This is a genomic window from Xinfangfangia pollutisoli (genome assembly GCF_020179405.1).
Classification (GTDB): Bacteria; Pseudomonadota; Alphaproteobacteria; order Rhodobacterales; family Rhodobacteraceae; genus Pseudogemmobacter; species Pseudogemmobacter pollutisoli.
In genome coordinates this window covers 22,498-44,408 of sequence record NZ_JAICBZ010000027.1, presented here as the reverse complement: position 1 = coordinate 44,408, position 21,911 = coordinate 22,498, and the positions used below count along the sequence as shown (strand labels likewise).

At 66.5% G+C, this 21,911-nt stretch carries 15 protein-coding genes, 1 tRNA gene and 1 riboswitch; of the genes, 7 read left to right on the top strand and 9 right to left on the bottom strand.

Annotation, left to right across the window (positions count from 1 at the left end; genetic code table 11):
* Positions 1–444: nucleotidyltransferase family protein (locus tag K1Y73_RS10255; protein ID WP_225028198.1), on the top strand; the 444-nt coding region annotated here is incomplete at its 5' end.
* Here the strand turns inward: K1Y73_RS10255 and K1Y73_RS10250 are convergent.
* From K1Y73_RS10250 to K1Y73_RS10235, 3 genes are all read right to left on the bottom strand, one after another.
* A complete protein-coding gene (locus tag K1Y73_RS10250; RefSeq protein ID WP_225028197.1) occupies positions 441–2,999 on the bottom strand; it encodes a Hint domain-containing protein in 2,559 nt (852 codons plus the stop codon). The two genes, K1Y73_RS10255 and K1Y73_RS10250, sit on opposite strands and share 4 nt — an antisense overlap.
* Before the next feature lie 153 nt (positions 3,000–3,152).
* The gene (locus tag K1Y73_RS10245; protein ID WP_318248232.1) at positions 3,153–6,329 is read right to left on the bottom strand and encodes a Hint domain-containing protein; all 3,177 of its coding nucleotides are present in this window, start codon (positions 6,327–6,329) and stop codon (positions 3,153–3,155) included.
* Between the two features lie 413 nt (positions 6,330–6,742).
* Positions 6,743–8,962 carry a Hint domain-containing protein gene (locus K1Y73_RS10235; protein WP_225028196.1) on the bottom strand — a complete coding sequence of 740 codons (2,220 nt, stop codon included), beginning with the start codon at positions 8,960–8,962 and terminating at the stop codon, positions 6,743–6,745.
* A gap of 1,003 nt (positions 8,963–9,965) precedes the next feature.
* Here K1Y73_RS10235 and K1Y73_RS10230 point away from each other — a divergent pair.
* The 4 genes from K1Y73_RS10230 (at position 9,966) to K1Y73_RS10215 (ending at position 14,954) form a co-directional block, all read left to right on the top strand.
* Positions 9,966–11,246 carry an imelysin family protein gene (locus tag K1Y73_RS10230; protein WP_225028195.1) on the top strand — a complete coding sequence of 427 codons (1,281 nt, stop codon included), beginning with the start codon at positions 9,966–9,968 and terminating at the stop codon, positions 11,244–11,246.
* Between the two features lie 213 nt (positions 11,247–11,459).
* Positions 11,460–12,890 carry a di-heme oxidoreductase family protein gene (locus K1Y73_RS10225; protein ID WP_225028201.1) on the top strand — a complete coding sequence of 477 codons (1,431 nt, stop codon included), beginning with the start codon at positions 11,460–11,462 and terminating at the stop codon, positions 12,888–12,890.
* A complete protein-coding gene (locus tag K1Y73_RS10220) occupies positions 12,887–13,891 on the top strand; it encodes an imelysin family protein (RefSeq protein WP_225028194.1) in 1,005 nt (334 codons plus the stop codon). Before K1Y73_RS10225 ends, K1Y73_RS10220 begins: the two co-directional genes overlap by 4 nt.
* Before the next feature lies 1 nt (position 13,892).
* Positions 13,893–14,954 carry a DUF1513 domain-containing protein gene (locus K1Y73_RS10215; protein WP_225028193.1) on the top strand — a complete coding sequence of 354 codons (1,062 nt, stop codon included), beginning with the start codon at positions 13,893–13,895 and terminating at the stop codon, positions 14,952–14,954.
* A gap of 102 nt (positions 14,955–15,056) precedes the next feature.
* On the opposite strand, the gene K1Y73_RS10210 is transcribed toward K1Y73_RS10215, so the two are convergent.
* From K1Y73_RS10210 to K1Y73_RS10195, 4 genes are all read right to left on the bottom strand, one after another.
* Complete coding sequence (locus K1Y73_RS10210; RefSeq protein ID WP_225028192.1) at positions 15,057–16,148, bottom strand: hybrid-cluster NAD(P)-dependent oxidoreductase; 1,092 nt, start codon at positions 16,146–16,148, stop codon at positions 15,057–15,059.
* Positions 16,149–16,152: 4 nt separating this feature from the next.
* Entirely contained in the window at positions 16,153–17,391 is a 1,239-nt protein-coding gene (locus tag K1Y73_RS10205; protein ID WP_225028191.1) for an aromatic ring-hydroxylating oxygenase subunit alpha, read from the bottom strand.
* Between the two features lie 126 nt (positions 17,392–17,517).
* A riboswitch (cobalamin riboswitch) is annotated at positions 17,518–17,717 on the bottom strand.
* A gap of 542 nt (positions 17,718–18,259) precedes the next feature.
* Positions 18,260–18,832 carry an RBBP9/YdeN family alpha/beta hydrolase gene (locus tag K1Y73_RS10200; protein ID WP_225028190.1) on the bottom strand — a complete coding sequence of 191 codons (573 nt, stop codon included), beginning with the start codon at positions 18,830–18,832 and terminating at the stop codon, positions 18,260–18,262.
* Positions 18,833–19,002: 170 nt separating this feature from the next.
* A complete protein-coding gene (locus K1Y73_RS10195; RefSeq protein ID WP_225028189.1) occupies positions 19,003–19,476 on the bottom strand; it encodes an Lrp/AsnC family transcriptional regulator in 474 nt (157 codons plus the stop codon).
* 189 nt (positions 19,477–19,665) lie between these two features.
* On the opposite strand from K1Y73_RS10195, the gene K1Y73_RS10190 reads away from it, so the two are divergent.
* Complete coding sequence (locus tag K1Y73_RS10190; RefSeq protein WP_225028188.1) at positions 19,666–20,130, top strand: RrF2 family transcriptional regulator; 465 nt, start codon at positions 19,666–19,668, stop codon at positions 20,128–20,130.
* A 75-nt stretch (positions 20,131–20,205) separates the two neighbouring features.
* Here the strand turns inward: K1Y73_RS10190 and K1Y73_RS10185 are convergent.
* Both K1Y73_RS10185 and ypfJ read right to left on the bottom strand, forming a co-directional pair.
* A tRNA-Leu gene (locus K1Y73_RS10185) sits at positions 20,206–20,289 on the bottom strand.
* A gap of 141 nt (positions 20,290–20,430) precedes the next feature.
* The gene (gene ypfJ / locus K1Y73_RS10180; protein WP_225028187.1) at positions 20,431–21,279 is read right to left on the bottom strand and encodes a KPN_02809 family neutral zinc metallopeptidase; all 849 of its coding nucleotides are present in this window, start codon (positions 21,277–21,279) and stop codon (positions 20,431–20,433) included.
* Between the two features lie 122 nt (positions 21,280–21,401).
* On the opposite strand from ypfJ, the gene K1Y73_RS10175 reads away from it, so the two are divergent.
* Positions 21,402–21,884 carry a disulfide bond formation protein B gene (locus K1Y73_RS10175; RefSeq protein WP_225028186.1) on the top strand — a complete coding sequence of 161 codons (483 nt, stop codon included), beginning with the start codon at positions 21,402–21,404 and terminating at the stop codon, positions 21,882–21,884.
* Positions 21,885–21,911: the final 27 nt, after the last annotated feature.

Sequence of the window (21,911 nt, the reverse complement as noted above, 5' to 3'; positions counted from 1 at the left end):
GGGCTGCTGCTTTATGACAAGTACATCTACCTGGTCCAGGCCGCCGGCCTGCCCCATGTGATCGCCGCCCGCGCCGCCGAAGGCATGGCCGAAAGCCTGAAGGCCGGCGTCGCCGCCCTGCCCTTGGACAAGGCGATCATGTTGCTGCTGGCCGACCTGCCCGAGATCACCGCCGAAGACCTGCGCCAGATGGCGCGCGCCCATGCGGGGGACCGCCGGGCCATCCTGCGCGGCACGGCGCAGGATAGTCGGCCGGGCCATCCGGTGCTGTTCCCGGCCGATCTGCGGGCCGAATTGCTGGCGCTGAACGGCGATGAAGGCGCGCGCAGCCTGCTTGCGCGCCATCGCGACCGGCTGCGCCCGGTGCCCCTGCCCGGCGCCCATGCGACAACCGATCTGGACACGCCCGAGGATTGGGCGGACTGGCGCGCCAGCCGCCCCTAGGCGGCCAGCAGCACCCGCGCCTCATGCGCCTTCAGCGTCAGCCGGGCCGCGGGAAAGGCCATATCGCGCGCGGCCAGATCGGGGAACAGGGTCAGGATCTCGTCCCGCGGGCCCTGATCCATCGCGCCCAGCATCCGCTGCGCGGGCTGGAAGCTTTCCGACCAGGTGCCGTCGGAACAGACGATCTCATGCCGGTCGAACATCACATGCACATAGCTGACCGCGCAGGGCCCGTCCTGGGTGATGCCCGGCTGGCCGATCAGATGCAGCGCGGCCACCAGAACCTCGGCCTCGCCGAACAGAAGTTCGGCCCGCGGCCCCTCGATCAGCATGCGATGCTGCGGCGAGACCAGCATGTCGCGCACAGGCAAGCCCGCGCCCAGCGCGCCTGCGGCGATCCGCACCGGGCGCAGCGCCGGATTGACCAGCAGATCCACCACCGACAGGTCGCGCCGCCCGACCCAGCTCAGCGGCCGCAAGCCGCCATCGCGGGTCACCACCAGATCGCCCGCGCGCAGCGTTTCAACCGCCACCTCGCCGCGGGCGGTCTGGATCAGCGTGCCCGGAGTGAAACAGGGGATGATCGATTCGATATCGGTGAAGTTCAGCGTGCCAATGACATTGCCGTACTGGTCCAGGAACTCGACCGTGCCATTCTCGGGATTGCTGGGATCCTTGTAGATATTGGTCAGCGCCTTGCCCCAGGCCGACAGGTCCAGCACGTCGAAATCGTCGCCGCCGCTGCCGCCGAACACCTGGTCGCCGATGCCGCCGATGATCGTATCGCGATCGTCGCCGCCATACAGGTAATCCGCGACCGTATCGGCGCCGCCGTCGATCAGGTCATTGCCCGCGCCGCCCGTGATCGTGTCGGTTCCGGCCCCGCCATACAGAAGGTCATTGCCATCGCCGCCCGACAGACTGTCATTGCCATCGCCGCCATAAAGCCGGTCATGGCCGGCGCCGCCGTCCAGGCTGTCATTCCCCGCGCCGCCGGACAGCGTGTCATTGCCATCGCCACCCTCCAGCCGGTCCTGGCCATCGCCGCCGTCCAGATTGTCATCGCCCGCCCCGCCATACAGCGTGTCGGCGCCGTCGCCCCCGTCCAGCGTGTCATGGCCGACGCCGCCATCCAGACGGTCATCCCCCAGGCCGCCCAGCAGCGAATCCGCGCCATCGCCGCCGTAAAGCGAGTCATTCCCGGCATCGCCCTGCAGCGTGTCATTGCCCTCGTCGCCCTGCAGCAGGTCATTGCCCGCCCCGCCCGACAGGCTGTCATCGCCCGTGCCGCCATAAAGCGAGTCATTGCCGGCATCGGCCGTGACCGTGTCATTGCCCGCCCCGGCATAGACCAGGTCGTCATCGACCGGCGTCGCCTGGAACTGGATGTCCGAGACATAGATCAGCTGGCCGCTGGAATAGGCGTTGTTATAGTCGATCACGAAATAGGCGACCGGCCCGGGAATGGTGACCAGGACCGAGCCCGCCGCCGAAGTCGCGGAATCCGATGTTGGACCCGCGCTGATGACATTGCCGTTGACGCTGTCATTGCCCGAGGGGGTGATCGTCACCGTCACTGCATTGCCGTTGGCATCGAAGGCGGTGATGGTGATGATGTCCTGCCAGCTGTTCGACTGCATGTCGACATCGTTCAGCCGGAAGGCGACGTTGGTCACCTCGCCGGCAAAGCCGCTGCCGGGGGCGGCCGAAAAGTCGATCCGCGTCGTCGAGGTATCGCCCGCGCCGGTGCCACCCAGATACAGGTTCGAATTCGGATTGAAGGTCTCGCCCGGGGCGACATAGACCGGGCTGTTGCTTTCGATCGAAGCCTCGGTCCCGGCGCCGTCGTCGGAATAGCTCATCCGGACGATGATGCCGCCGGTATCCTGGCTGACCCCGCCCGAGACATCGGCCTCGTCGGCGCCGGCCTGGTTCCAGTTCATGTCCAGCGAGACGGGGCCGGTCGAGGTGGTGCCGGCGCTGATCGAATCCGCGCCGTCGCCGCCATAGATCGTGTCATTGCCGGCGCCCGCGGTGATCGTATCCGCGCCGCCGCCACCGTCGATCAGGTTGCTGTCGGCGCTGCCGGTGATGTTGTCGGCATAGGCGGTGCCGGTGACGTTCTCGATCCCGGACAGCGTGTCGACATCGGTGCCGCCGATGCTGGCCGTTCCGGTGGTGAGATTGGCGGTCAGCCCGGCGCCGCCATAGCTGTAATCGGCCGTATCCACCCCGGCGCCGCCGATCAGCGTGTCATTCCCGGCGCCGCCGGTCAGCAGATCGTTGCCGGTCCCGCCATCCAGACTGTCATTGCCATCGCCGCCATCCAGCGTGTCATTGCCGTCGCCGCCGAACAGCCGGTCATTCCCGGCCTCGCCCAACAGGGAATCGTCGCCGGCCTGGCCCGACAGGCTGTCATTGCCCGTCCCGCCATAGACCGTGTCATTGCCCGCCCCGGCATTGACGGTGTCCTGCCCGCCATTGGCGTTGATCAGGTCATCGCCCGAGGTGCCGTTCAGCGTGTTGCTGTTGTTGTTGCCAGAGATCGTGGCCATGACCGGGGACCATTCAAGTTAAACTCAAGCTTGAATTAACCGTGACCGGACGGCAGCAAGACGGCAGCTTTGGGGTTTGTTTCGGCAAAGGAAACGGCCCGCCGCCTCAATCCAGGCGACGGGCCGCACAAATCCGGCGGGATTGTGGCAGGATCAGGTCCGCAGCAGCGCCGCAACCTCGTGTTTCTTCAGGCTCAGCCGCGCGGCGGGGAACAGAAGATTCAGTTTCAACTCGGGAAACAGTGCCAGAAGCTCGTCGCGCTGGTCGTCTTCCATGCCCTTCAGCGTCAGTTCGCCCGGCTGGTAGCTTTCGCTCCAGCAGCCATTCGCCCGCAGGATCTCGTGCCGGTCGAACAGCAGGTGAATATAGGTCACCTCGGTCGCCGTATCGCGGGTGATGCCGCCCTGCCCGACCATATGGGTGGCCGCGACCAGAACCTCATGCTCGCCGAACAGCAGTTCCGCCCGGCTGCCCAGCATCAGCATCCGGTGCTGGGGCGAGACCACAAGGTCGCGGTCGGGCAGATCCAGACCCAGGCTGCCGCGCGCGATCCGGACCGGCTGGAAGCGCGGCTCGGCCGCAAGTTCGGCGGAAGACAGGCTGCGGCTGCCGATCCAGCGGATCGGCTGATAGCCGTGGTCGCGGGTCAGCACCAGGTCGCCTTCGCGCAGCGCCTCGACCCGCATCTCGCCCCGCGCCGTCGCGATGCGCGCGCCGGGGGTGAAACAGGGCAGGACGACATTCTCGATGTTCTCGAAGGTCAGCGTGCCGACGACCGCACCCTCGCCATCCAGGAATTCGACCGTGCCATTTTCCGGGTTGGCCGCATCGTAAAGGACATGCACCCCGCCGCCGGTATAGCCGCGCAGATCCAGCGTGTCGTGATCGTCGCCGCCCTCGCCACCATCGATGCTGTCGCCGATGCCGCCCAGGAAGGTGTCGCGATCGTCGCCGCCGGTCAGCGTGTCATTGCCGGCGCCGCCGTCAAGCAGATCGTCGCCCGTGCCGCCATCGGCCTGGTCGTCGCCATCGCCGCCATAAAGCGCGTCATTGTCTTCGCCGCCCCAGAGAACATCGTTGCCCTCTTCGCCCAGCAGCGTGTCGGCGCCGGTCTGGCCCTTCAGCGTGTCATTGCCGGTGCCGCCATAGGCCAGATCGTCGCCCGCCCCGGCAAGCACCCAGTCATTGCCGGCGCCGGCCTGGATCACATCGTCATCGGCGCCCGCCCCCGGCGCGGTCGCATCGCCGCCATCGACCAGATCGCCGCCCGGATCGCCGGTATAGGAACCGTCGATCAGGTCATCGCCCGCCGTCCCCGAGACCACGCCATCCGACTCTCCGATCAGGGCGCCGTCCACATAGACATGCTCGATGTTGTAGAAGTTCAGCGTGCCGCCATCGTTGAAATGCACGATGCCGTTTTCGCGGTTCAGATCGTCGAAGTCGATCCAGTCGACATCGGTCAGATACAGGCGGTCGTCATCCGTGCCGGTGGTGACGGATTCGTAGCCGTCGACATAATCGCCCGAGCCGGCATAGATCGAATCCGCGTCTTCCTCGCCCAGGATCGTGTCGGCGCCCGGCCCGCCATAAAGCGTGTCGGCGCCGTCCGAGCCATGGATGAAATCATTGCCGTCGCCGCCATAGACGATGTCATTGCCGCCCGAGCCGGTGATCGTGTCGTCGCCATCGCCGCCATAGACGGTGTCGGTGTCATAGCCGCCATAGATTTCGTCATTGCCGGCGCCGCCGAAGACCATGTCATTGCCGGCCCCGCCATAGACGGAATCATTGCCATCGCCGCCATAGACGAAGTCATTGCCGGCATCGCCGCGCAGGAAATCGTCACCCTCGCCGGCCTCGACCGTGTCATTGCCGGCATCGCCCTGCATGTAATCGTTGCCGGTGCCGCCCTGCAGGCTGTCATCGCCGTCGCCGCCATAAAGGTAATCGGTATCGGCGCCGCCATAGACCGTGTCATTGCCCGCCCCGGCAAAGACCTCATCCACGCCGCCGCCGGTGTCGATCAGATCGTCATTGTCGGTGCCCATGACGAAATCATTCGTGCCGCTGCCGCCCGAGCCGGTATCCGGCCCATCCGGCGGGTCGACCCGCACGCCATCCACATAGACATGCTCGATATTGTAGAACACCAGCGAGCCGCCATCGGTGAAATGGACCGTGCCGTTTTCGGAATTGGCGCTGTCCCAGTCGATGCGGTCGACATCGACCAGATACAGACTGTCATCGTCGGTGCCGGTGGTGACGCTTTCATAGCCGTCGACGTAATCGCCCGAACCGGCATGGAAGGTGTCGGCATCCTCTTCGCCCAGCATCGTATCGGCGCCGGCGCCGCCATAGATCGTGTCGGCGCCGTTCGAGCCATGGATCAGATCGTTGCCGGCATCGCCATAGACAATGTCATTGCCGCCCGATCCGGTGATCGTGTCGTCGCCATCGCCGCCATAGACCGTGTCGGTGTCATAGCCGCCATAGATTTCATCATTTCCGGCGCCACCGAAGACCATATCGTCGCCGGCCCCGCCATAGACGGAATCATTGCCGTCGCCGCCATAGACAAAGTCATTGCCGGCATCGCCACGCAGGAAATCGTCGCCCTCGCCGGCCTCGACCGTGTCATTGCCGGCATCGCCCTGCATATAGTCATTGCCGGTGCCGCCCTGCAGGCTGTCATCGCCGTCGCCGCCATAAAGGTAATCGGTATCGGCGCCGCCATAGACCGTGTCATTGCCCGCCCCGGCATAGACCTCGTCCACACCGGCGCCCGCGTCGATCCGATCGGCCCCGGCGCTGCCGGTGATGAAATCATTGCCGCCCAGGGTCTGAAGGTCGATGCCTTCGCTTGCGGCCGAGGCATTGACGAAATCGCCGTTCTCGGTGGCGACCACTGCCTCGATCCCGGTGAAATTGCCGCTGCCCGAGCCGGCCATGAAGCCGAAACTGCCAGCGCCATCGCCGGTATAGTTCAGGTTCACCCCGCCCGCGCCGACATCGACCAGGGTCAGGACATCGCGGTCGCCGGGATCGGATCCGCCATCGACCTGCAGGAAACCGGCATCGCTGTAGACGCTGATCGTGTCATTGCCGCTGCCGCCGAACAGGCTGTCATTGGCCGGGCCGCCCGGGCCGCCCGCGACCAGACTGTCATCGCCCGCACCGCCATAGACCAGATCGTCGCCCGCGCCGCCGTACAGCGTATCGGCCCCATCCTCGCCCGACAGCGTATCATTGCCGCCGGCGCCGCTGATCAGATCGGCTTCGGCGCCGCCGGTCAGGCTGTCATTGTCATCGCCACCTGTCGAGATCATGCCGCAGCCCCCCGCCGCATCGGGCCAGGATCGGAATGCAGCCCCGCCCCCGGCCCTTGCCGGACCGTACCGCCCTTGGCGCGTTCGCAGGCACCCATCATGCCAAGCCCCCTACCCGGCCGCAGCCGATCCAATCCTCAAACCAAGACCTCCGGTCCGCGTCGAAATGCGACGGCGAGCCGAGCGAATGATGCCGGTCTAGCCCGCCAATGCGGCGGAACGGCGGGGGATTTGTGGCGCGGGAAAGGTAAATGGGGGTCATGACCTGCTGTGCCAGCCGATGAACGGTCTTGCAATTCCGGCCGCACACCCCCGCTGCGTCCGGTGAAAAGATCCGGGAAAGAGGCCGCTTGCAGCCTCTTTCCCGGGGGTGCGGCCCGCCCACCCGAAGGGGCCGGCCGCGCTGCTAAGGCTTACTTCGCCAGGATCTTGGCCTCGTGCCGCTTCAGCGTGCGCCGGGCGGCCTGATAGCCGTCCAGACCCGCTTCCGTCTTCAGCTCGGGGAACAGTTCCATGATCTCGTTGCGCTGCGCATTGCCCAAGCCCTTCAGCGAGTAATCGCCGGGCTGGAAGCTTTCGGTCCAGGCGCCATTCGACAGAACCACCTCATGCCGGTCGCAGAGGAAGTGGATATAGGTCACCCCGATCGAGGCCACGGCATGCACGCCCGGCAGGCCGACCAGATGCTTGGCGGCGACCAGAACCTCATGTTCGTCGAAATACAGCTGGGTGCGGTCATTGGCGACCAGCACGCGGTGGTTCGGCGACAGCAGCATGTCCTGTTCCGGCAGGCCATTGCCCAGGCTGTGGGCCTTGACCAGAACCGGGTTCAGATGCGCATGGCGGCGCAGGTCCTGGCCCGAGACGGTCTTGGCGCCGGTCCAGCGGATCTCCTGGATGCCGTTGTCGCGCGTCACCACCTTGTCGCCGGGCCGCAGCGATTCCACCGGAACCTCGCCCCGCGGCGTCGCGATCAGCGTGCCGGGGGTGAAGCAGATCGGCGGAATGACATTCTCGATGTTGATGAAGTTCAGCGTGCCGGTGGGATTGCCATCGGGATCGAAGAACGTGACCACGCCGTTTTCGGGATTGTCCTGATCATAGTCGATGGTCAGCGGGCCGGCTTCCGACAGGTCGAGCGTGTCGTAATCGTCGCCCTCTTCGCCGCCATCGATGAAATCGCCGATCCCGTCGGTGCCATTGGCGATCACGAACACGTCGCGATCGGCCCCGCCATACATGCTGTCGGCGCCATGATCGCCATGCAGCGTGTCATTGCCGGCATCGCCATGGATCTCGTCGTCATCGACCCCGCCATAGAGCAGGTCATTGCCGGCGCCGCCATACAGCGTGTCGTCATCGTCGCGACCATAGATCGTGTCATTGCCCGCCCCGCCATAAAGCAGGTCGGTATTGTTGTTCGGAACCAGGTCGCCGTTGTCATCGGGAATGTCCAGCGCATCGCCGATGACGTCGTTCAGCCCGCCATAGATCAGGTCGTCGCCGTCGCCGCCATAGATCGTGTCCGCGCCCTCGCCGCCGACGATCGTGTCGTCGCCCGCGTCGCCATGCACCAGATCGGCGTCGATGCCCGCGTCGATCAGGTCATTGCCGGTGCCGCCATAGATCGTGTCGGCATCGTCGCCGGTCCGGATCGTGTCATTGCCCGCCCCGCCATAGACCAGATCAAGATCGTTGTTCGGGTCGGAATCCGCCGGGTACAGGCCCGGATAGCCGATATCGGGCAGCGGGATGGTGTCGGGATGGGTGACGATCAGATCATCGCCATCGCCGCCATAGACCGTATCGTTGCCCGCGCCGGAATAGACCGTATCGTTGCCGCCACCCGCGACAACGCGGTCGTCATTCGGGCCGTCGCCCGGGATCAGCGCGTCATTCGCGTCGATCCGGTCGCCGTCATAGGGGTCGACATAAGAGGTGTCGATCAGATCGCCATCCTCGGTTCCGCGCACGATGCCATCGGGCCCGGTATAGGGCGGATTGTCGACCGTGTCCGACAGCGAGAAGAAATCGACCGTGCCCTGGAAATAGCCGTCCAGGTTGTTCAGCATGCCCGGATCGCTGCCGGCCTGGCCGGTGCCGATCATCCAGGGCTGGCTTTGGTCGGCCATGTCCATGGTCAGCGCGTTCGGCACGGCCGCCGCATAGCTGCCGCCGGTCGCGGCATTCTCGATCTGCAGCGCCCCGCCGGTGCCGCCTTCGTCCCAGGAATAGGTGACGTTGATCTCGTCGCCGGGGCTGTAGAAGCCCGGGCCGGTGGTGAAGACGGTGCTTGCGCCTTCGCTTTCATGGGTGATCTGCACCGAGCCGTCGGGATAGACCTGGATCTGGTAGCTGCCCTGGTTCTCACCGGCCGAGTCGCGCGACAGAACCGTCTGCGGTTCGGTCAGATCGGTGCCCGTGGGGGTGAAATTGATCTCCAGCGTGCCCTGCGGCATCTGGAACTGGCTGGCCGGGTAGATCTTGACGAAAGCGCTTTGCCCGTCCAGCAGCAGATTGCCATTCTCGGCCGTCGCACCGTTCAGGTAGATGCCGTTCTGCACCCCATTGATCGGCGCATCGTCGACAACGGTCGAAGCGTCGTTGAAATTGTACAGCGCGAAAACCGGCATGACCTATCCCCGTACATGGCGCCGGCGCAAACCGGCTGCGTTCCATTTCGTCGGTCCGGTAGAGCCGGACCTCCCCTCCACGCAACGGGCATAGACCTGCGCCGTGCGCCGCACGGGCCGGACGGATGAGGTGATGGGATGAGGGATTTGCCCGGTCCAGCACGGACCGGCCGCAGAAAAGCGGCGTTTGTCCCGGATCGGCCGGGAATGGCAGCACCTTCGTCACCGTTCCACGCCAGATTGCTCTGGCGCGTCACCAACATACGACCGCCCCCACGGCCAATACGTCTAAACTGACCTTTTCTGATTACCTTTCGTTTGCCTTGTCGTGAAGCGGAAAACGGCGGGATTGCGGCGATCCCGGTTTTCAGATGCAGGGTTTTGCGGGCGATTTGCCGCTGGCGCTGTGTCGCGTCGCGGGCGGATTGTTTCCGGTCCGCAGCAAAGTCTTCCGGGCGGTTTCGGCCTGATTTATGGGATTAGCGCCGAAACGCTGACCGGCTTGCCAGAGGATTGTTTCCAAATCCAGCCACAGCCGGGCCGCCTGGGACCGGGCCCGGCGCCGGTTTCGGCAGCGCAGAGAATCTGGGCGAAACTTTGGCACCGCACTAAAAGGTCGTTCGCAATTTCGCATCAATTGTGGAAAAACCGGCGCGCTGATCACGGCTGACCACAGGTCACCCATAACGCCACGTCACTTTCCGCGAATCACCCGGCCATCCGCGCCACTCAGCTGAAAAGATAAAGATCACTGCAATTTGCAAGCGCCGGTTGCAATGCCCCTTCCGGTGGCCGCCCCTTCCCCGCCCGCACCGCCCGAGCCCCGTCAGGCACCCCAGCCCGGATTTCGCTTTACGACTTATTGTTTTTGTCAGAAATAGGGATCGACCATGCCAGCCTTACAAGGCGAGCCGGAGTGATCTGAACGTTTTCGGCGGGACTGGCGGCCCGGCCCTGCGGGGTCGGCACCCATGGCCCGCCCCCCTGGCCGAAGAGGATGCCGATGCCCCGCCTGTCCCTGACCCTGCCCCGCTCGCTGACCGCCGCTCTGGCGCTGTCGACCGCGCTGTCCGCCCCCGTGCTGGCGGCCGAACCGGCCGAGGTGGTGACGACCTATGTCGATATCGCCGCCGCCACCTATGGCGATGCGCTGACCACCGCCCAGGTGCTGAAAGCCGCCGTCGACGCTTTCGTCGCCGCCCCCAGCGCCGAAACCCTGGCCGCCGCGCGCGAGGCCTGGAAGGCTGCCCGCGTGCCCTATCAGCAATCCGAAGCCTTCCGCTTCGGCAATCCGATCGTCGATGATTGGGAAGGCAAGGTGAATGCCTGGCCGCTGGACGAAGGCCTGATCGACTATGTCGAGGCCGGCTCGGCCGAGAATGAAGAAAACGCCCTGGCCGGTCTGGACGTGATCGCCACGCCGAAATTCACCCTGTCGGGCACCGAAATCGACGCGACCGAAATCACCCCGGCGTTGATCGGCGAGACGTTGCACGAGGCCGACGGGATCGAGGCCAATGTCGCCTCGGGCTATCATGCGATCGAATTCCTGCTGTGGGGCCAGGATCTGAACGGCACCGGCCCGGGCGCGGGCGACCGGCCCTGGACCGATTACGTTCAGGGCGACGGCTGCACCCATGGCAATTGCGACCGCCGCGCCGCCTATCTGGTCGCCGCGACCGATCTGCTTGTCAGCGATCTGGACGAAATGGCCAAGCAATGGGCCGAGGGCGGCGATGCCCGCGCGGTCGTGCTGGCCAATCCCGAGGCCGGGCTTCTGGCGATGCTGACCGGCATGGGCAGCCTGTCTTACGGCGAATTGGCGGGCGAGCGGATGAAGCTGGGCCTGATGCTGAACGACCCCGAGGAAGAGCATGACTGCTTCTCGGACAACACCCATAACAGCCATTATTATGATGGGCTTGGCATTCGGAACGTCTATCTGGGCAGCTATACCCGCGTCGATGGCAGCGTCGTGTCGGGCCCATCGCTGTCGGATCTGGTGGCGGCCAAGGATGCGGCGCTGGACACCCAGCTGAAGGGCCAGCTCGATGCCTCGGTCGCGGCCCTGGGCGCGATCAAGGCCGCGGCCGAGGGCGGTTTCGCCTATGACCAGATGCTTGCCCCGGGCGATGCACGCGGCGAAGAGCTGATCATGGGCGGCGTCAATGCGCTGGTGACCCAGACCGCCTCGATCGAGCGCGCCGTGGCGGCCCTGGGCCTGTCGAAGATCGACTTCGAAGGCTCGGACAGCCTCGACAACCCGAACGCCGTCTTCCAGTAAGCCGCTTCAAGCCCCTGCCTGCGGCCGAAATGCCGCAGGCTTCTTTTTCCGATTGAAACGGTCAGGAAAAAGAATATCGAAAGCGGCGAAAGGAGCCCACCGATGCTTCGCCGGCTTTCCCTGACCTCGTTTCTTGCCCTCGCGGCCACCCTGCCCAGCCCCGGCCTTCGTGCCGAAACCGCCCTTCCCGACCTGGGCAATCCCCATCTGAACATGATCCCGCGCACCAAGGCCGAAACGGCCCGGATCGCCGGTGTTCTGGCCGCGCCCGCGGATTTCTCGAAGCCCGAACCCTTCGAGGCCAAGCCGGGCGGCGCGGCCACGGTGCGGCGGATCGCGACGGCCGATGCCTTTTCGCAATTCTCGGCCAATACCTCGCCCGAGGGCGAGATGATGTTCAAGTTGGGCAATGCGCTGTTTCGCAAGACCTGGGTCGCGGCGCCGTCTTCCACCAAGGCCTCGGACGGGCTGGGCCCCTATTACAATGCCCGCGCCTGCCAGGATTGCCATGTGAAGGACGGCCGTGGCCATCCGCCCGAAGGCCCCGAGGACGGCCGGGTCTCGATGTTCCTGCGCCTGTCCGTGCCGGGCGGCCCCTCGCCCGAGGGGATCGCCGAGTGGCTGGCGACCCAGCCCGACCCGACCTATGGCGGGCAGTTGCAGGATCTGGCCGTGCCGGGCCAGCCGGCCGAGGGGCGGATGGACATCGCCTATCAGGATCTGCCGGTGACCTTCCCGGATGGCACGGTGGTGACGCTGCGCAAGCCCACCTATGCCTTCACCGACCCCGCCCATGGCGCGCCGGCGCCGGATCTGATGCTGTCGCCGCGGGTGGCGCCGCAGATGATCGGCCTGGGGCTTCTGGAGGCCATTCCCGCCGCCGACATCCTGGCGCTGGCCGATCCCGACGATGCCGATGGCGACGGGATTTCGGGCCGGGCGCAGATCGTGCCCTCGGTTGAATTCGGCGTGCCGATGCTGGGGCGTTTCGGGCTGAAGGCCGGGGCGCCCACCATCAAGGAACAATCGGCCGGGGCGTTTTCCGGCGATATGGGCCTGTCGACTTGGCTGCATCCCGATCCCTATGGCGATTGCACCGCCGCGCAGACCGCCTGCCGGGCGGCCGCCGTGGGCCAGGAACCCGACAAGCGCGACGGGCTGGAGGTGGATGGCGAAAGCCTGGATCTGGTGACCTTCTATTCGCGCAACCTTGCCGTGCCAGAACGGGTGGCGCTGGACGATCCCGCGGTGCTGCGTGGCAAAGAGCTGTTCTACGGGCTGAACTGCCAGGGCTGCCATCAGCCGAAATTCGTCACCGCCCGGCTGCAGGACCGGCCCGAGCAAAGCTTTCAGCTGATCTGGCCCTATAGCGACCTTCTGTTGCATGACATGGGCCCCGGCCTGGCCGATGACCGGCCCGAAGGCCGCGCCTCGGGCAGCGAATGGCGCACGGCGCCGCTTTGGGGCATCGGGCTGACCCGGCAGGTTTCCAATCACAGCCAGTTCCTGCATGATGGCCGCGCCCGCGACCTGACCGAAGCGATCCTCTGGCACGGGGGCGAGGCCCAGACCCAGCGCGATGCTTTCATGGCGCTGCCGGCCGGGGACCGCGCCGATCTGATCGCCTTTCTGGAGAGCCTATGACGATCCGCATCCGCCTTGCCGTTCTTGCCTGTTTCCTGGCCGCCGGCGGCGCCCTTGCGCTGGGGGCCGGCCCGGCCCGGGCCGATTATCCCGAAGCGGTAAGGCAGACGCTGCTGCCCGGCTATGCCGATTTCCGTGCCGCCACCGCCGATCTGGCGGCCAAAGCGGCCGAGACCTGCGATCCCGCCGCGCTTGCCGCACCCTTCAACGCCGCCTGGGATGCCTGGCTTGAGGTGCAATGGCTGCGCCTGGGCCCGGCCGAGGATCAGGGCCGCGCGCTGGCGATCGCCTTCTGGCCCGACCCCAAGGGCATGGGCGCCAAGGCGCAGAAGGCGCTGATCGGGGCCGACCCGGCCCTGCTTGCACCCGAGGCCTTCGCCCAGCAATCGGTCGCGGCGCGGGGCTTTTTCAGCCTGGAGCGGCTTCTCTATCCCGCCACGCCCCTTGCCGCCGACACCTGCCCGCTGATCCGCGCCACGGCCGATGATCTCGCGCGCATGGCGGCGGCGATCGAGACCGACTGGACCGGGTCTTATGCCGATGTGATGCTGACCGCCGGCGCGCCCGGCAATGCGACCTTCCTGACCGAATCCGAAGTGCGCCAGGCGCTGTTCACCCAGATCGCGACCGGGCTGGAATTCATCAAGGACCAGCGGATCGGCCGCCCGCTGGGCACATTCGACAAGCCGCGCCCCGAATTGGCCGAGGCCCGCGCCTCGGGGCGCAGCCTGCGCAATGTTCTGGTCTCGCTGCAGGCGCTGCGGGCGATGACCGAAACGCTCAGCCCCAACGCGCCGCAGACGCTGGCGGCCTTCGATCATGCGATCCAGTTGGCCCAGGCGCTGGACGACCCGGATTTCTCGGGCATCGCCGATCCGTCGGGCTGGCTGAAGCTGCAGATCCTGCAGCAGGCGGTGGATGCGACGCGGCAGAAGGCGCTGTCGGAGCTGGCCCGCGATCTGGGCGTGGATCTGGGCTTCAACGCGGCGGATGGGGATTGAGATGGCAACGCGACGTGGGTTTCTGGCCGGTCTGGCCGCGCTGAGCCTGCCGGTGCCCAGCTGGGCCGATGCGGGCAGCCCGGAATATCTTGCCGCCGGAAAGATCGGCGATGATTTCGTCCTGCACGGGCTGGACGGCAGCGGGGCCACGCTGTTCACCCTGCCCCTGCCCGCGCGCGGCCATGCCGCGGCGGCGCATCCGACCCGGCCGCTGGCCGTGGCCTTCGCCCGCCGCCCGGGCGTCTTCGCGCTGGTGCTGGACTGCCGCACCGGCGAGATCGCGCATCGGCTGACCCCGCCCGAGGGCCGGCAATTCAACGGCCATGGCGCCTTTTCCGAAGATGGCAGCCTGCTGATGACCTCGGAAGTGGTGGCCGAAGGATCGGCGGGCCGGGTCGGCCTGTGGGAAACGGCGGGCTTTACCCGGATCGGCGAATGGGACAGCCATGGTCTGGGCCCGCATGAGCTGCGCCGCCTGCCCGGCGGGCGCATCGTGGTGGCCAATGGCGGGATCGAGACCGATCCGACCGACCGCACCCTGCTGAACCTCGATACGATGCGGCCCAATCTGGCGCTGTTCTCGGCCGAGGGCGCGCTGCTGGACCTGGCCGAACTGCCCGAAGAGCTGCGGCAGAACTCGATCCGGCATCTGGCCCTGACCGCAACCGGCGTGGCCTTCGCGATGCAATGGCAGGGCGACCCGGCCGAACCTGTGCCGCTGCTGGGGCTGTGGACCCCGGGCGCGGCGCCGGTGCTGTGCCCCGCGGCCGAGGCCGAGATGTTCACCCTGCAGGGCTATGCCGGCTCGATCGCCTGCGCGGGCGGCCGGGTCGCGCTGACCTCGCCCCGGGGCGGCGCGGTGATGATCTTCTCGGAAACCGGCGCGCCGCTTGCCACCCATCGCCGCGCCGATCTGTGCGGCGTGGCGCCGCTGGGCACCGCGTTCATCGCCACCGATGGCGCGGGCGGCCTGTGGCGGGCGACGCCCGAGGCGCTGGAGCCGCTGAGCCGGGCCGACGTGGCCTGGGACAACCACCTTGTGCCGGTGGGGCTGACAGCCTGAGCGGCGCGCCTTCGGGCCGGTCGCCGGGGGTTTTGCACCCCCGGACCCCCGCAGGATATTTGCGCAGAGAGGAAGGCCAAAGCGCGGGCGGATGCCCGGTGCCTAGACCTCGACCGCGATCCGGCCCAGCGGGCGCGAACAACAGGCCAGGATATAGCCCGCGGCGATGTCGTCGTCGCTGATCCCGCCATTATGGACCATATGCACCTCGCCCTCGGTCTTCTTGACCTTGCAGGTGCCGCACAGGCCGAAGGTGCAGCCCGAGGGGATGTTCAGCCCCGAGGCCTTGGCCACCGCCAGCACGGTGTCGGTTTCATCGCAGCGCGCGGTGACGCCCGAGGCGGTGAAGGCGATCTCGGCCCGTGCCCCCTCGACCGGGGCGACATCGTCGATCACCGGGGCTTCGGCTTCGGTCGCGACCGGGGCGCCGAAGCTTTCCTGGTGGTAACGCTCCATGTCATAGCCGATCGACACCAGCATCTCGCGCACGGATTGCATGAAGGGCTCGGGGCCGCAGCAGAAGACTTCGCGGTCGAGGTAATCGGGCGCCATCAGCCCCAGCATGATCTGGTTCAGCCGACCCAGATAGCCGGGCCAGGCGCGGAACGGATCGGGTTCCTCGACCGTGAAGCGCAGTTTCAGCCCCGGCACGCGATTGGCAAATTGCTCCAGCCTTTCGCGGAAGATGATCTCGGAGGGGCGGCGGGCGGCATGCACGAAGGTGATGTCGGGCATTTCGCCCGAATCCCAGGCCCAGGTCGTCATCGACATCATCGGCGTGATGCCCGAGCCGGCCGAGATGAACAGGTATTTCTGCGCCGGATGGCGGTGGAACGAGAAGATGCCCGAGGGCCCGAAGGCGCGGATCTGCATGCCGGGCTTCAGATGGTCCAGCATCCAGCGCGTGCCCTGGCTGGTCGACTGCGCCTTGACGGTGATCGAGATCGACAGGGGCCGCGAGGGCGAGGAGGAGATCGTATAGGTGCGCTGGATATTGCCCTTGGCGCCTTTCTTCGGATCGACCGGCAGATCCAGGGTGATGAACTGGCCGGGCTGATAGTCGAACCAGGCGCCCGAGGGCGACCGGAAGGTGAAGGTTGCGGTGTCGCCGGTTTCCGGCACGACCATGGCGCATTCCAGCGGCTCGGCGTCGCTCCAGGGTTCGGCCGACCAGTTCATCCTTTGCCTGGCCATCGGATCACTCCGCCGCCAGCGCAGGACGCGGCGCCAGGCGGCCCGCCATCAGCGCGCAATACCAGTCGACGAACTGGATCACGCCCTCTTCTTGCAGCGGCGAATAGGGGCCGGGTTCGTAGGCGGGCGACAGGATGCCCTTCTGGTTTTCCTCGACCACCTGGCGGTCTTCGTCATTGGTGGCGATCCAGACCTCGGTCAGGGTCTTCAGATCGTAATCCACGCCCTCGACCGCATCCTTGTGCACCAGCCAGCTGGTGGTGACTTCGGTTTCCGTCGGGCTGATCGGCAGCACGCGGAAGGTGATGGCGTGATCGCCGAGGAAATGGTTCCAGCTGTTCGGGTAGTGGAAGAACAAGAGGCTGCCGGCATCGTTGAAGGGCATGGTACCCATGCGTTTCGCCACGGCGGCCTTGGTCGACATCGTATAGCTTTCGGCGTGGTTCAGCAGCGGAATCCGCGCCAGCCGCCATTGATGGCTGGGATGCATCAGGAAGCGCGACGGCAGGCCCGCGGCTTCGCAGCGCTGCCAATGCGCCAGGATCTCGGCGCTGGCGCTGTCGGGCCCGTCCATCGCCGTCATCCGCGGATTGTCGGAATAGGTCCGGCACAGCGAGGGGTGCGAGCCGCCGCAATGATAGCATTCGCGGTTGTTTTCCAGCACCAGCTTCCAGTTGCCGTTCTCGACGATGGTCGAGGAGAAGGCGACCTTGGCATCCTTCAGGCCCGAAGGCGCGGTATAGGCCATCAGGTTCTTGGCCAGATCGGCCACCGGCGGCGGCACCTCGGCCAGGCAGAGGAAGACCATCCCGCCCAGATCGGCGCAATGCACCTTCTTCAGACCGAAGGCGGCGGGGTCGAAATCCTCGCCCATGTCGCGGGCATATTGCAGTTTGCCGTCAAGGTCATAGGTCCATTGGTGATAGGGGCAGACCAGTTTCGGCGTCGTGCCCGTGGTCTTGGAACACAGGCGCTGGCCGCGATGGCGGCAGACATTGTGAAAGGCGCGGATCATGTTGTCGGTGCCGCGCACCACCACCACCGGATAGGCGCCGATCTGCAGCGTCGCATAAGCGCCCGGCTTGTCCAGCTGGCAGGCCGGCAGCGCAAACAGCCATTCGCGATACCAGATCTGCTCAAGATCGGCGGCGAATGTGCCCTCGTCGCAGTAAAGCGGGCGGGAAAGCGAGAAGCCGGCCTTGCGGGCGGCAAGTTCGGCCGCGATGTCGGTCGGGCTGAGCATGTGGCACCTGTCTGAGATCCGTGCCGTGGCACGGGGAGGGATCGGGTCATGCGGACGGCACTGGGGCGCGGGCGGGCCGCGCCGAGGGGAGGCAGCCCGAATCCTCGCCCACACCACCACCCGCGGCTTGGCGTTCGATGCGAAGGCTGGTTTCCGGGCTGGGGGATGGGCCTTTCGGCCCCGATCATGGCGCCTTCCCGGGGCTCCCTCTCCCCAGTGGCCGTGCCATGCTCTGATCCCGTCACCGTTGCGGGGGCAGCGCCGGTCCTGCACCGGCTTCCCAATTCTCCGCTGTCGCCAGCGGCACCTTGCAAGGCTGAAGATAAGCCCGGGGCGCAAATTTCGCCGATCAGCGGCGACGCTCAGAGGTCGCTTTCCGACAGGGCGGAACCGGAGGGGCCTAGGGGGCGGAGATCTGCATCGACGCCTGCATCGGCGCCCGCATCGAAGCACCCGGCCAGGCCCACCCGGGGGGCAGGCCCGGCGGGCGGTGAAAACGTCTGGACAGCAGGCTTAGCGCAGGAAGACCAGCGCCAGCGCGCCGAACCAGATCAGAACGAAAACGGCCAGCCCCGCGTAATCGGAGGGGCCAGGACGGCGGTTGCGGAACAGGCGGTTCATCATCGGCCTCGGGTTGCGGGCGCGGCAGAAGCGCCCCGACAAAAGGCCCGCCCGGCAGCAGGCGGACCCCCTTCTCGCAGTGGCGGTCGCATCGACTCGCCTGACATTCATCTACCAAGTCTATAGATATTTTGCACGGAAAATCGCCCTGCCGCCGCCGCGTCGCGTCGCCGCGGCACCTCAGGCAGCGCCTCAGGTAGCACCTGGACCGGCCCCGGGCGCGCCAGGGCGACCGGGGCCGGCGGGCCTAGATCGCGCGCCAGGCCGCCTGGGGCACGGCCAGGAACGGCGCACGGGCACTGCGCAGGATCAGCGCATCGCGCAGCACCTTGCCCTCGGGCCAGGGACCGAAGCCCGAGGCCCGGTTGATATGCCCCGCCTCGCCCAGATCGACCAGCCGCGCGCCCCAGGCCGAGGCCAGCTGGCTGGCGCGGCCAAGGCTCATCCAGGGGTCGTTGCGGCTGGCGACCACGGTGGACGGCACCGGCAGCAGCCGCTCGGGGATCGGGCCGAACTGGCCGATCCGGTCGCTGCCCCGCGTCTCGGCGGGCGCGACCAGCAGCGCCGCGCGCACCGGAAGATCGGGATAGCGCGTCAAGAGCCGCGCGATCAGCACCGCGCCCAGCGAATGGCCGACCAGGATGCTGTCGGGCGCAGCCACAATCGCCTGCGCCAATTCATATTCCCACACGGCCGGCACCGGCCGGCTGGGATCGGACAGGTCCACCATCTGGGCATCTGCTTCGGTCACCGACCACCAATGCTGCCAATGCGGCGCAGGCGATCCGTCAAGGCCGGGAACGATCAGCGTCTGGGTCATCGGAAACCTCCTTACGGGCCATCCTTGCATGGGATTAATCTAGCAAAGAAGTCGTGATTTAACATTCCAAAGCTGGTCCGCTGCAGAGAACGGCGCGGTCCCGGTCCGGCGCGGCGCAGCAAGGACTTTCTCCCGCCCCCAGCCCGCCCTGCCCCTGCCCCGCCCGGCGCCTAGCGATTGCGGGTATCGACCGGGAAGGCGGTGGTGAACTTGATCCGCTCCATCGCGAAATGCGAGGTCAGGTTGCGGATCGGCACGGCATCGGTCAGCCGCTTGTACAGCTGGTCATACGAGGCCATGTCGGCGACCGCGACCTGCAGCAGATAGTCCATCTCGCCGGCCATCCGCCACACGGCCATGATTTCGGGAATGGCCGCGATCGCGGTGGCAAAGGCTTCGCGCCATTCGGCGCCGTGATCGGGCGCCTCGATGCCGACAAACACCATCAGCCCGAAGCCCAGCCGCGCCGGATCGGCCAGAGCCACCCGTCCGGTCAGCACGCCCGTCGCCTCCAGCTTCTGGATCCGCTTCCAGCAGGGGGTCTGCGACAGGCCCACCTTATCGGCGATCTGCGCGATCGGCAGCGTGGCGTCGCGCATCAATTCGGCCACGATCTTGCGGTCAATCAGGTCAAGGGCGTCCATCCGCGCCTCCTTCTTCAGGGTCTTGAGTCGCAGGATGACGAAAATATTCTAATTGTCTACCTTTATTATCGTGTATATGCTCCGAAGCCGCCGCCCGACGAAACGGCGGCATTGCGGACTGGCCAGAGGCGGCCGAACGGCCTAAGTCCCGACGTTGATTCCCGAGGTTCGCGCCCCTAGGCTTGGTTCATGATCACGCAGAAGATGAAATACGCGCTGAAGGCGCTTCTGGTCCTGGCTGACGAGGCCGCGAAAGACCAACCCGAGCCGCTGACGATCGAACAGATCGCCAAACGCTCGGGCACGCCCAAGCGCTTTCTGGAGCATATTCTGCTGGAAGTGCGCAATGCCGGGGTGATCGCCTCGATCCGCGGCCGCTCGGGCGGCTACAGCCTGATCAAGAAGCCGGCGCAGATCTCGCTGTCAGAACTGTTGCGCACCATCGACGGGCCGATCGCCCCCCTGCCCTGCCTGTCGCGCCGCGCCTATCAGCGCTGCGAGGATTGCACCGACGAGGCGACCTGCCGGATCCGCAAGGTCTTTGCCGAAGTGTTCTGGTCCTATCTGGTGATCATCGAATCGCTGACGCTGGAAGACATGCTGCGCCAGGGGCCGGAAGCCGCGCAGGTGACGGCGCAGATTCTGGGCGAATAGCGCCTGGGCGGGCGGCCGCACCCACCGCAGCAGGCGCTTTCGGGCGCGGCAGATCGGCTTTTCCGGGGAAAGCTGTGGTGCGGGTGGTCGGACTCGAACCGACACTCCTTGCGGAAACAGAGTTTGAGTCTGTCGCGTCTACCATTCCGCCACACCCGCACAGCGCCCCCCGCCTGGTAGGACCGGCGCAAAGCGCAGCGGCCGCGGGGGCGCCCCCTCTCTACAGGGGGCAGGCCGCGCTGTTCAAGCCCCTCCGTCAGGCCCGATGTCGCCCGGGCGCGCCGGATGCGACCGAAGCCATCACAGATCCGGCGCCGAATACGTGTCGCATTGTGCGATCTGCCCGCTGCGCAGGCCTTGGGTAAACCAATACGCCCGCTGCTGCGATGTGCCATGGGTGAAGGTTTCCGGCTGGACGCGGCGGCCGGCGGCCTCTTGCAGCCGGTCATCGCCGATCTGTTGCGCCGCATGCACCGCCTCGTCGAAATCCCCGGCCTCGATCGTGCCCAGGCTGGCCTTGGCCCAATGCGCCCAGACGCCCGACAGGCAATCGGCCTGCAGCTCGATCATGACCGAGATCCGATTCGACTCGGCTTCGCTGACCTGCCCCCGCACCTGATTGGCCTTGCCCAGGATGCCGATCTCGTCCTGCACATGATGGGCGATCTCATGCGCCACCACATAGGCGGCGGCGAAATCGCCCTCGGCGCCCAGCTGGTCGCGCATCATGCCGAAGAACCCGGTGTCCAGATAGACCTTGCGGTCCTGCGGGCAATAGAAGGGCCCCGTCGCCTGCGAGGCCTGGCCGCAGGGCGACGAGGTTGAATTCTTGAACAGAACCAGCACCGCCGGATCATAGACCGCGTTCAGCTGATCGGCGAAAAGCCGGGTCCAGATCTGTTCGGTATCGGCCAGGGTGACCGAGACGAACTCGGCCGCCGCCTGTTCCGAAGGCGTCAGATCGGCCGGGGTGCCGCCGTGATCCTGCTCCATGCCGGTTGCTTCCAGCAATTGCCGCGGGTCGACGCCCAGAAGCAGCGACACGACCACCACCGCCACCAGCCCAAGGCCGCCGATCGCCCCGGTGCTGCCGCGCATCATCCGCCGATCCTCGACATTGCGGCTTTGCCGCCGGCCCTTCCATTCCATCGCATGCTCCCCGCTCACAATACGGTGTAAAGTCTAACGCCGGCCCCCCGGTTCCCGAAAGGGCGTATCGAACGGGCTTTTCCCCGTTGCGGCACGCGCCTATGGTCGCGCCGAATTCAGCGATGAGGCAGGTGATGGAGATCAGCCGCAAGACGGCAATGCTGGTGGCGGGGCTTGGCTCGGCGGCGATGCTGGCCGGGGCCTTCGGATTTCAGCTGATCGGCGGGCTGGAGCCCTGCCATCTGTGCCTGTTGCAGCGCTGGCCGCATGCGGCGGCGGTGCTGATCCTGGCGCTGGCGCTGGTCACCAACTGGCGGATCTGGCCCTGGCTGGGCGCGCTGGCGGCGGCGACGACCGCGGGGATCGGCCTTTTCCATGCCGGGGTGGAACTGGGCTGGTGGGAATATATCTCGACCTGCACCCAGGGCTCGATCGCCGGGCTTTCCGCCGCCGATCTGCTGGACCCGTCGAAGACCCTGCCCACCGCGCCGCGCTGCGACCAGATCCCCTGGTCTTTCGCCGGGATCTCGATGGCGGGCTGGAATGCGATCGTCTCGGCCGGGCTGGCGCTGGTCTGGCTGTTCGCCGCGACCCGCCGCGCCTGACGGCCGGCCCCAGGGGCGCCCGAATTT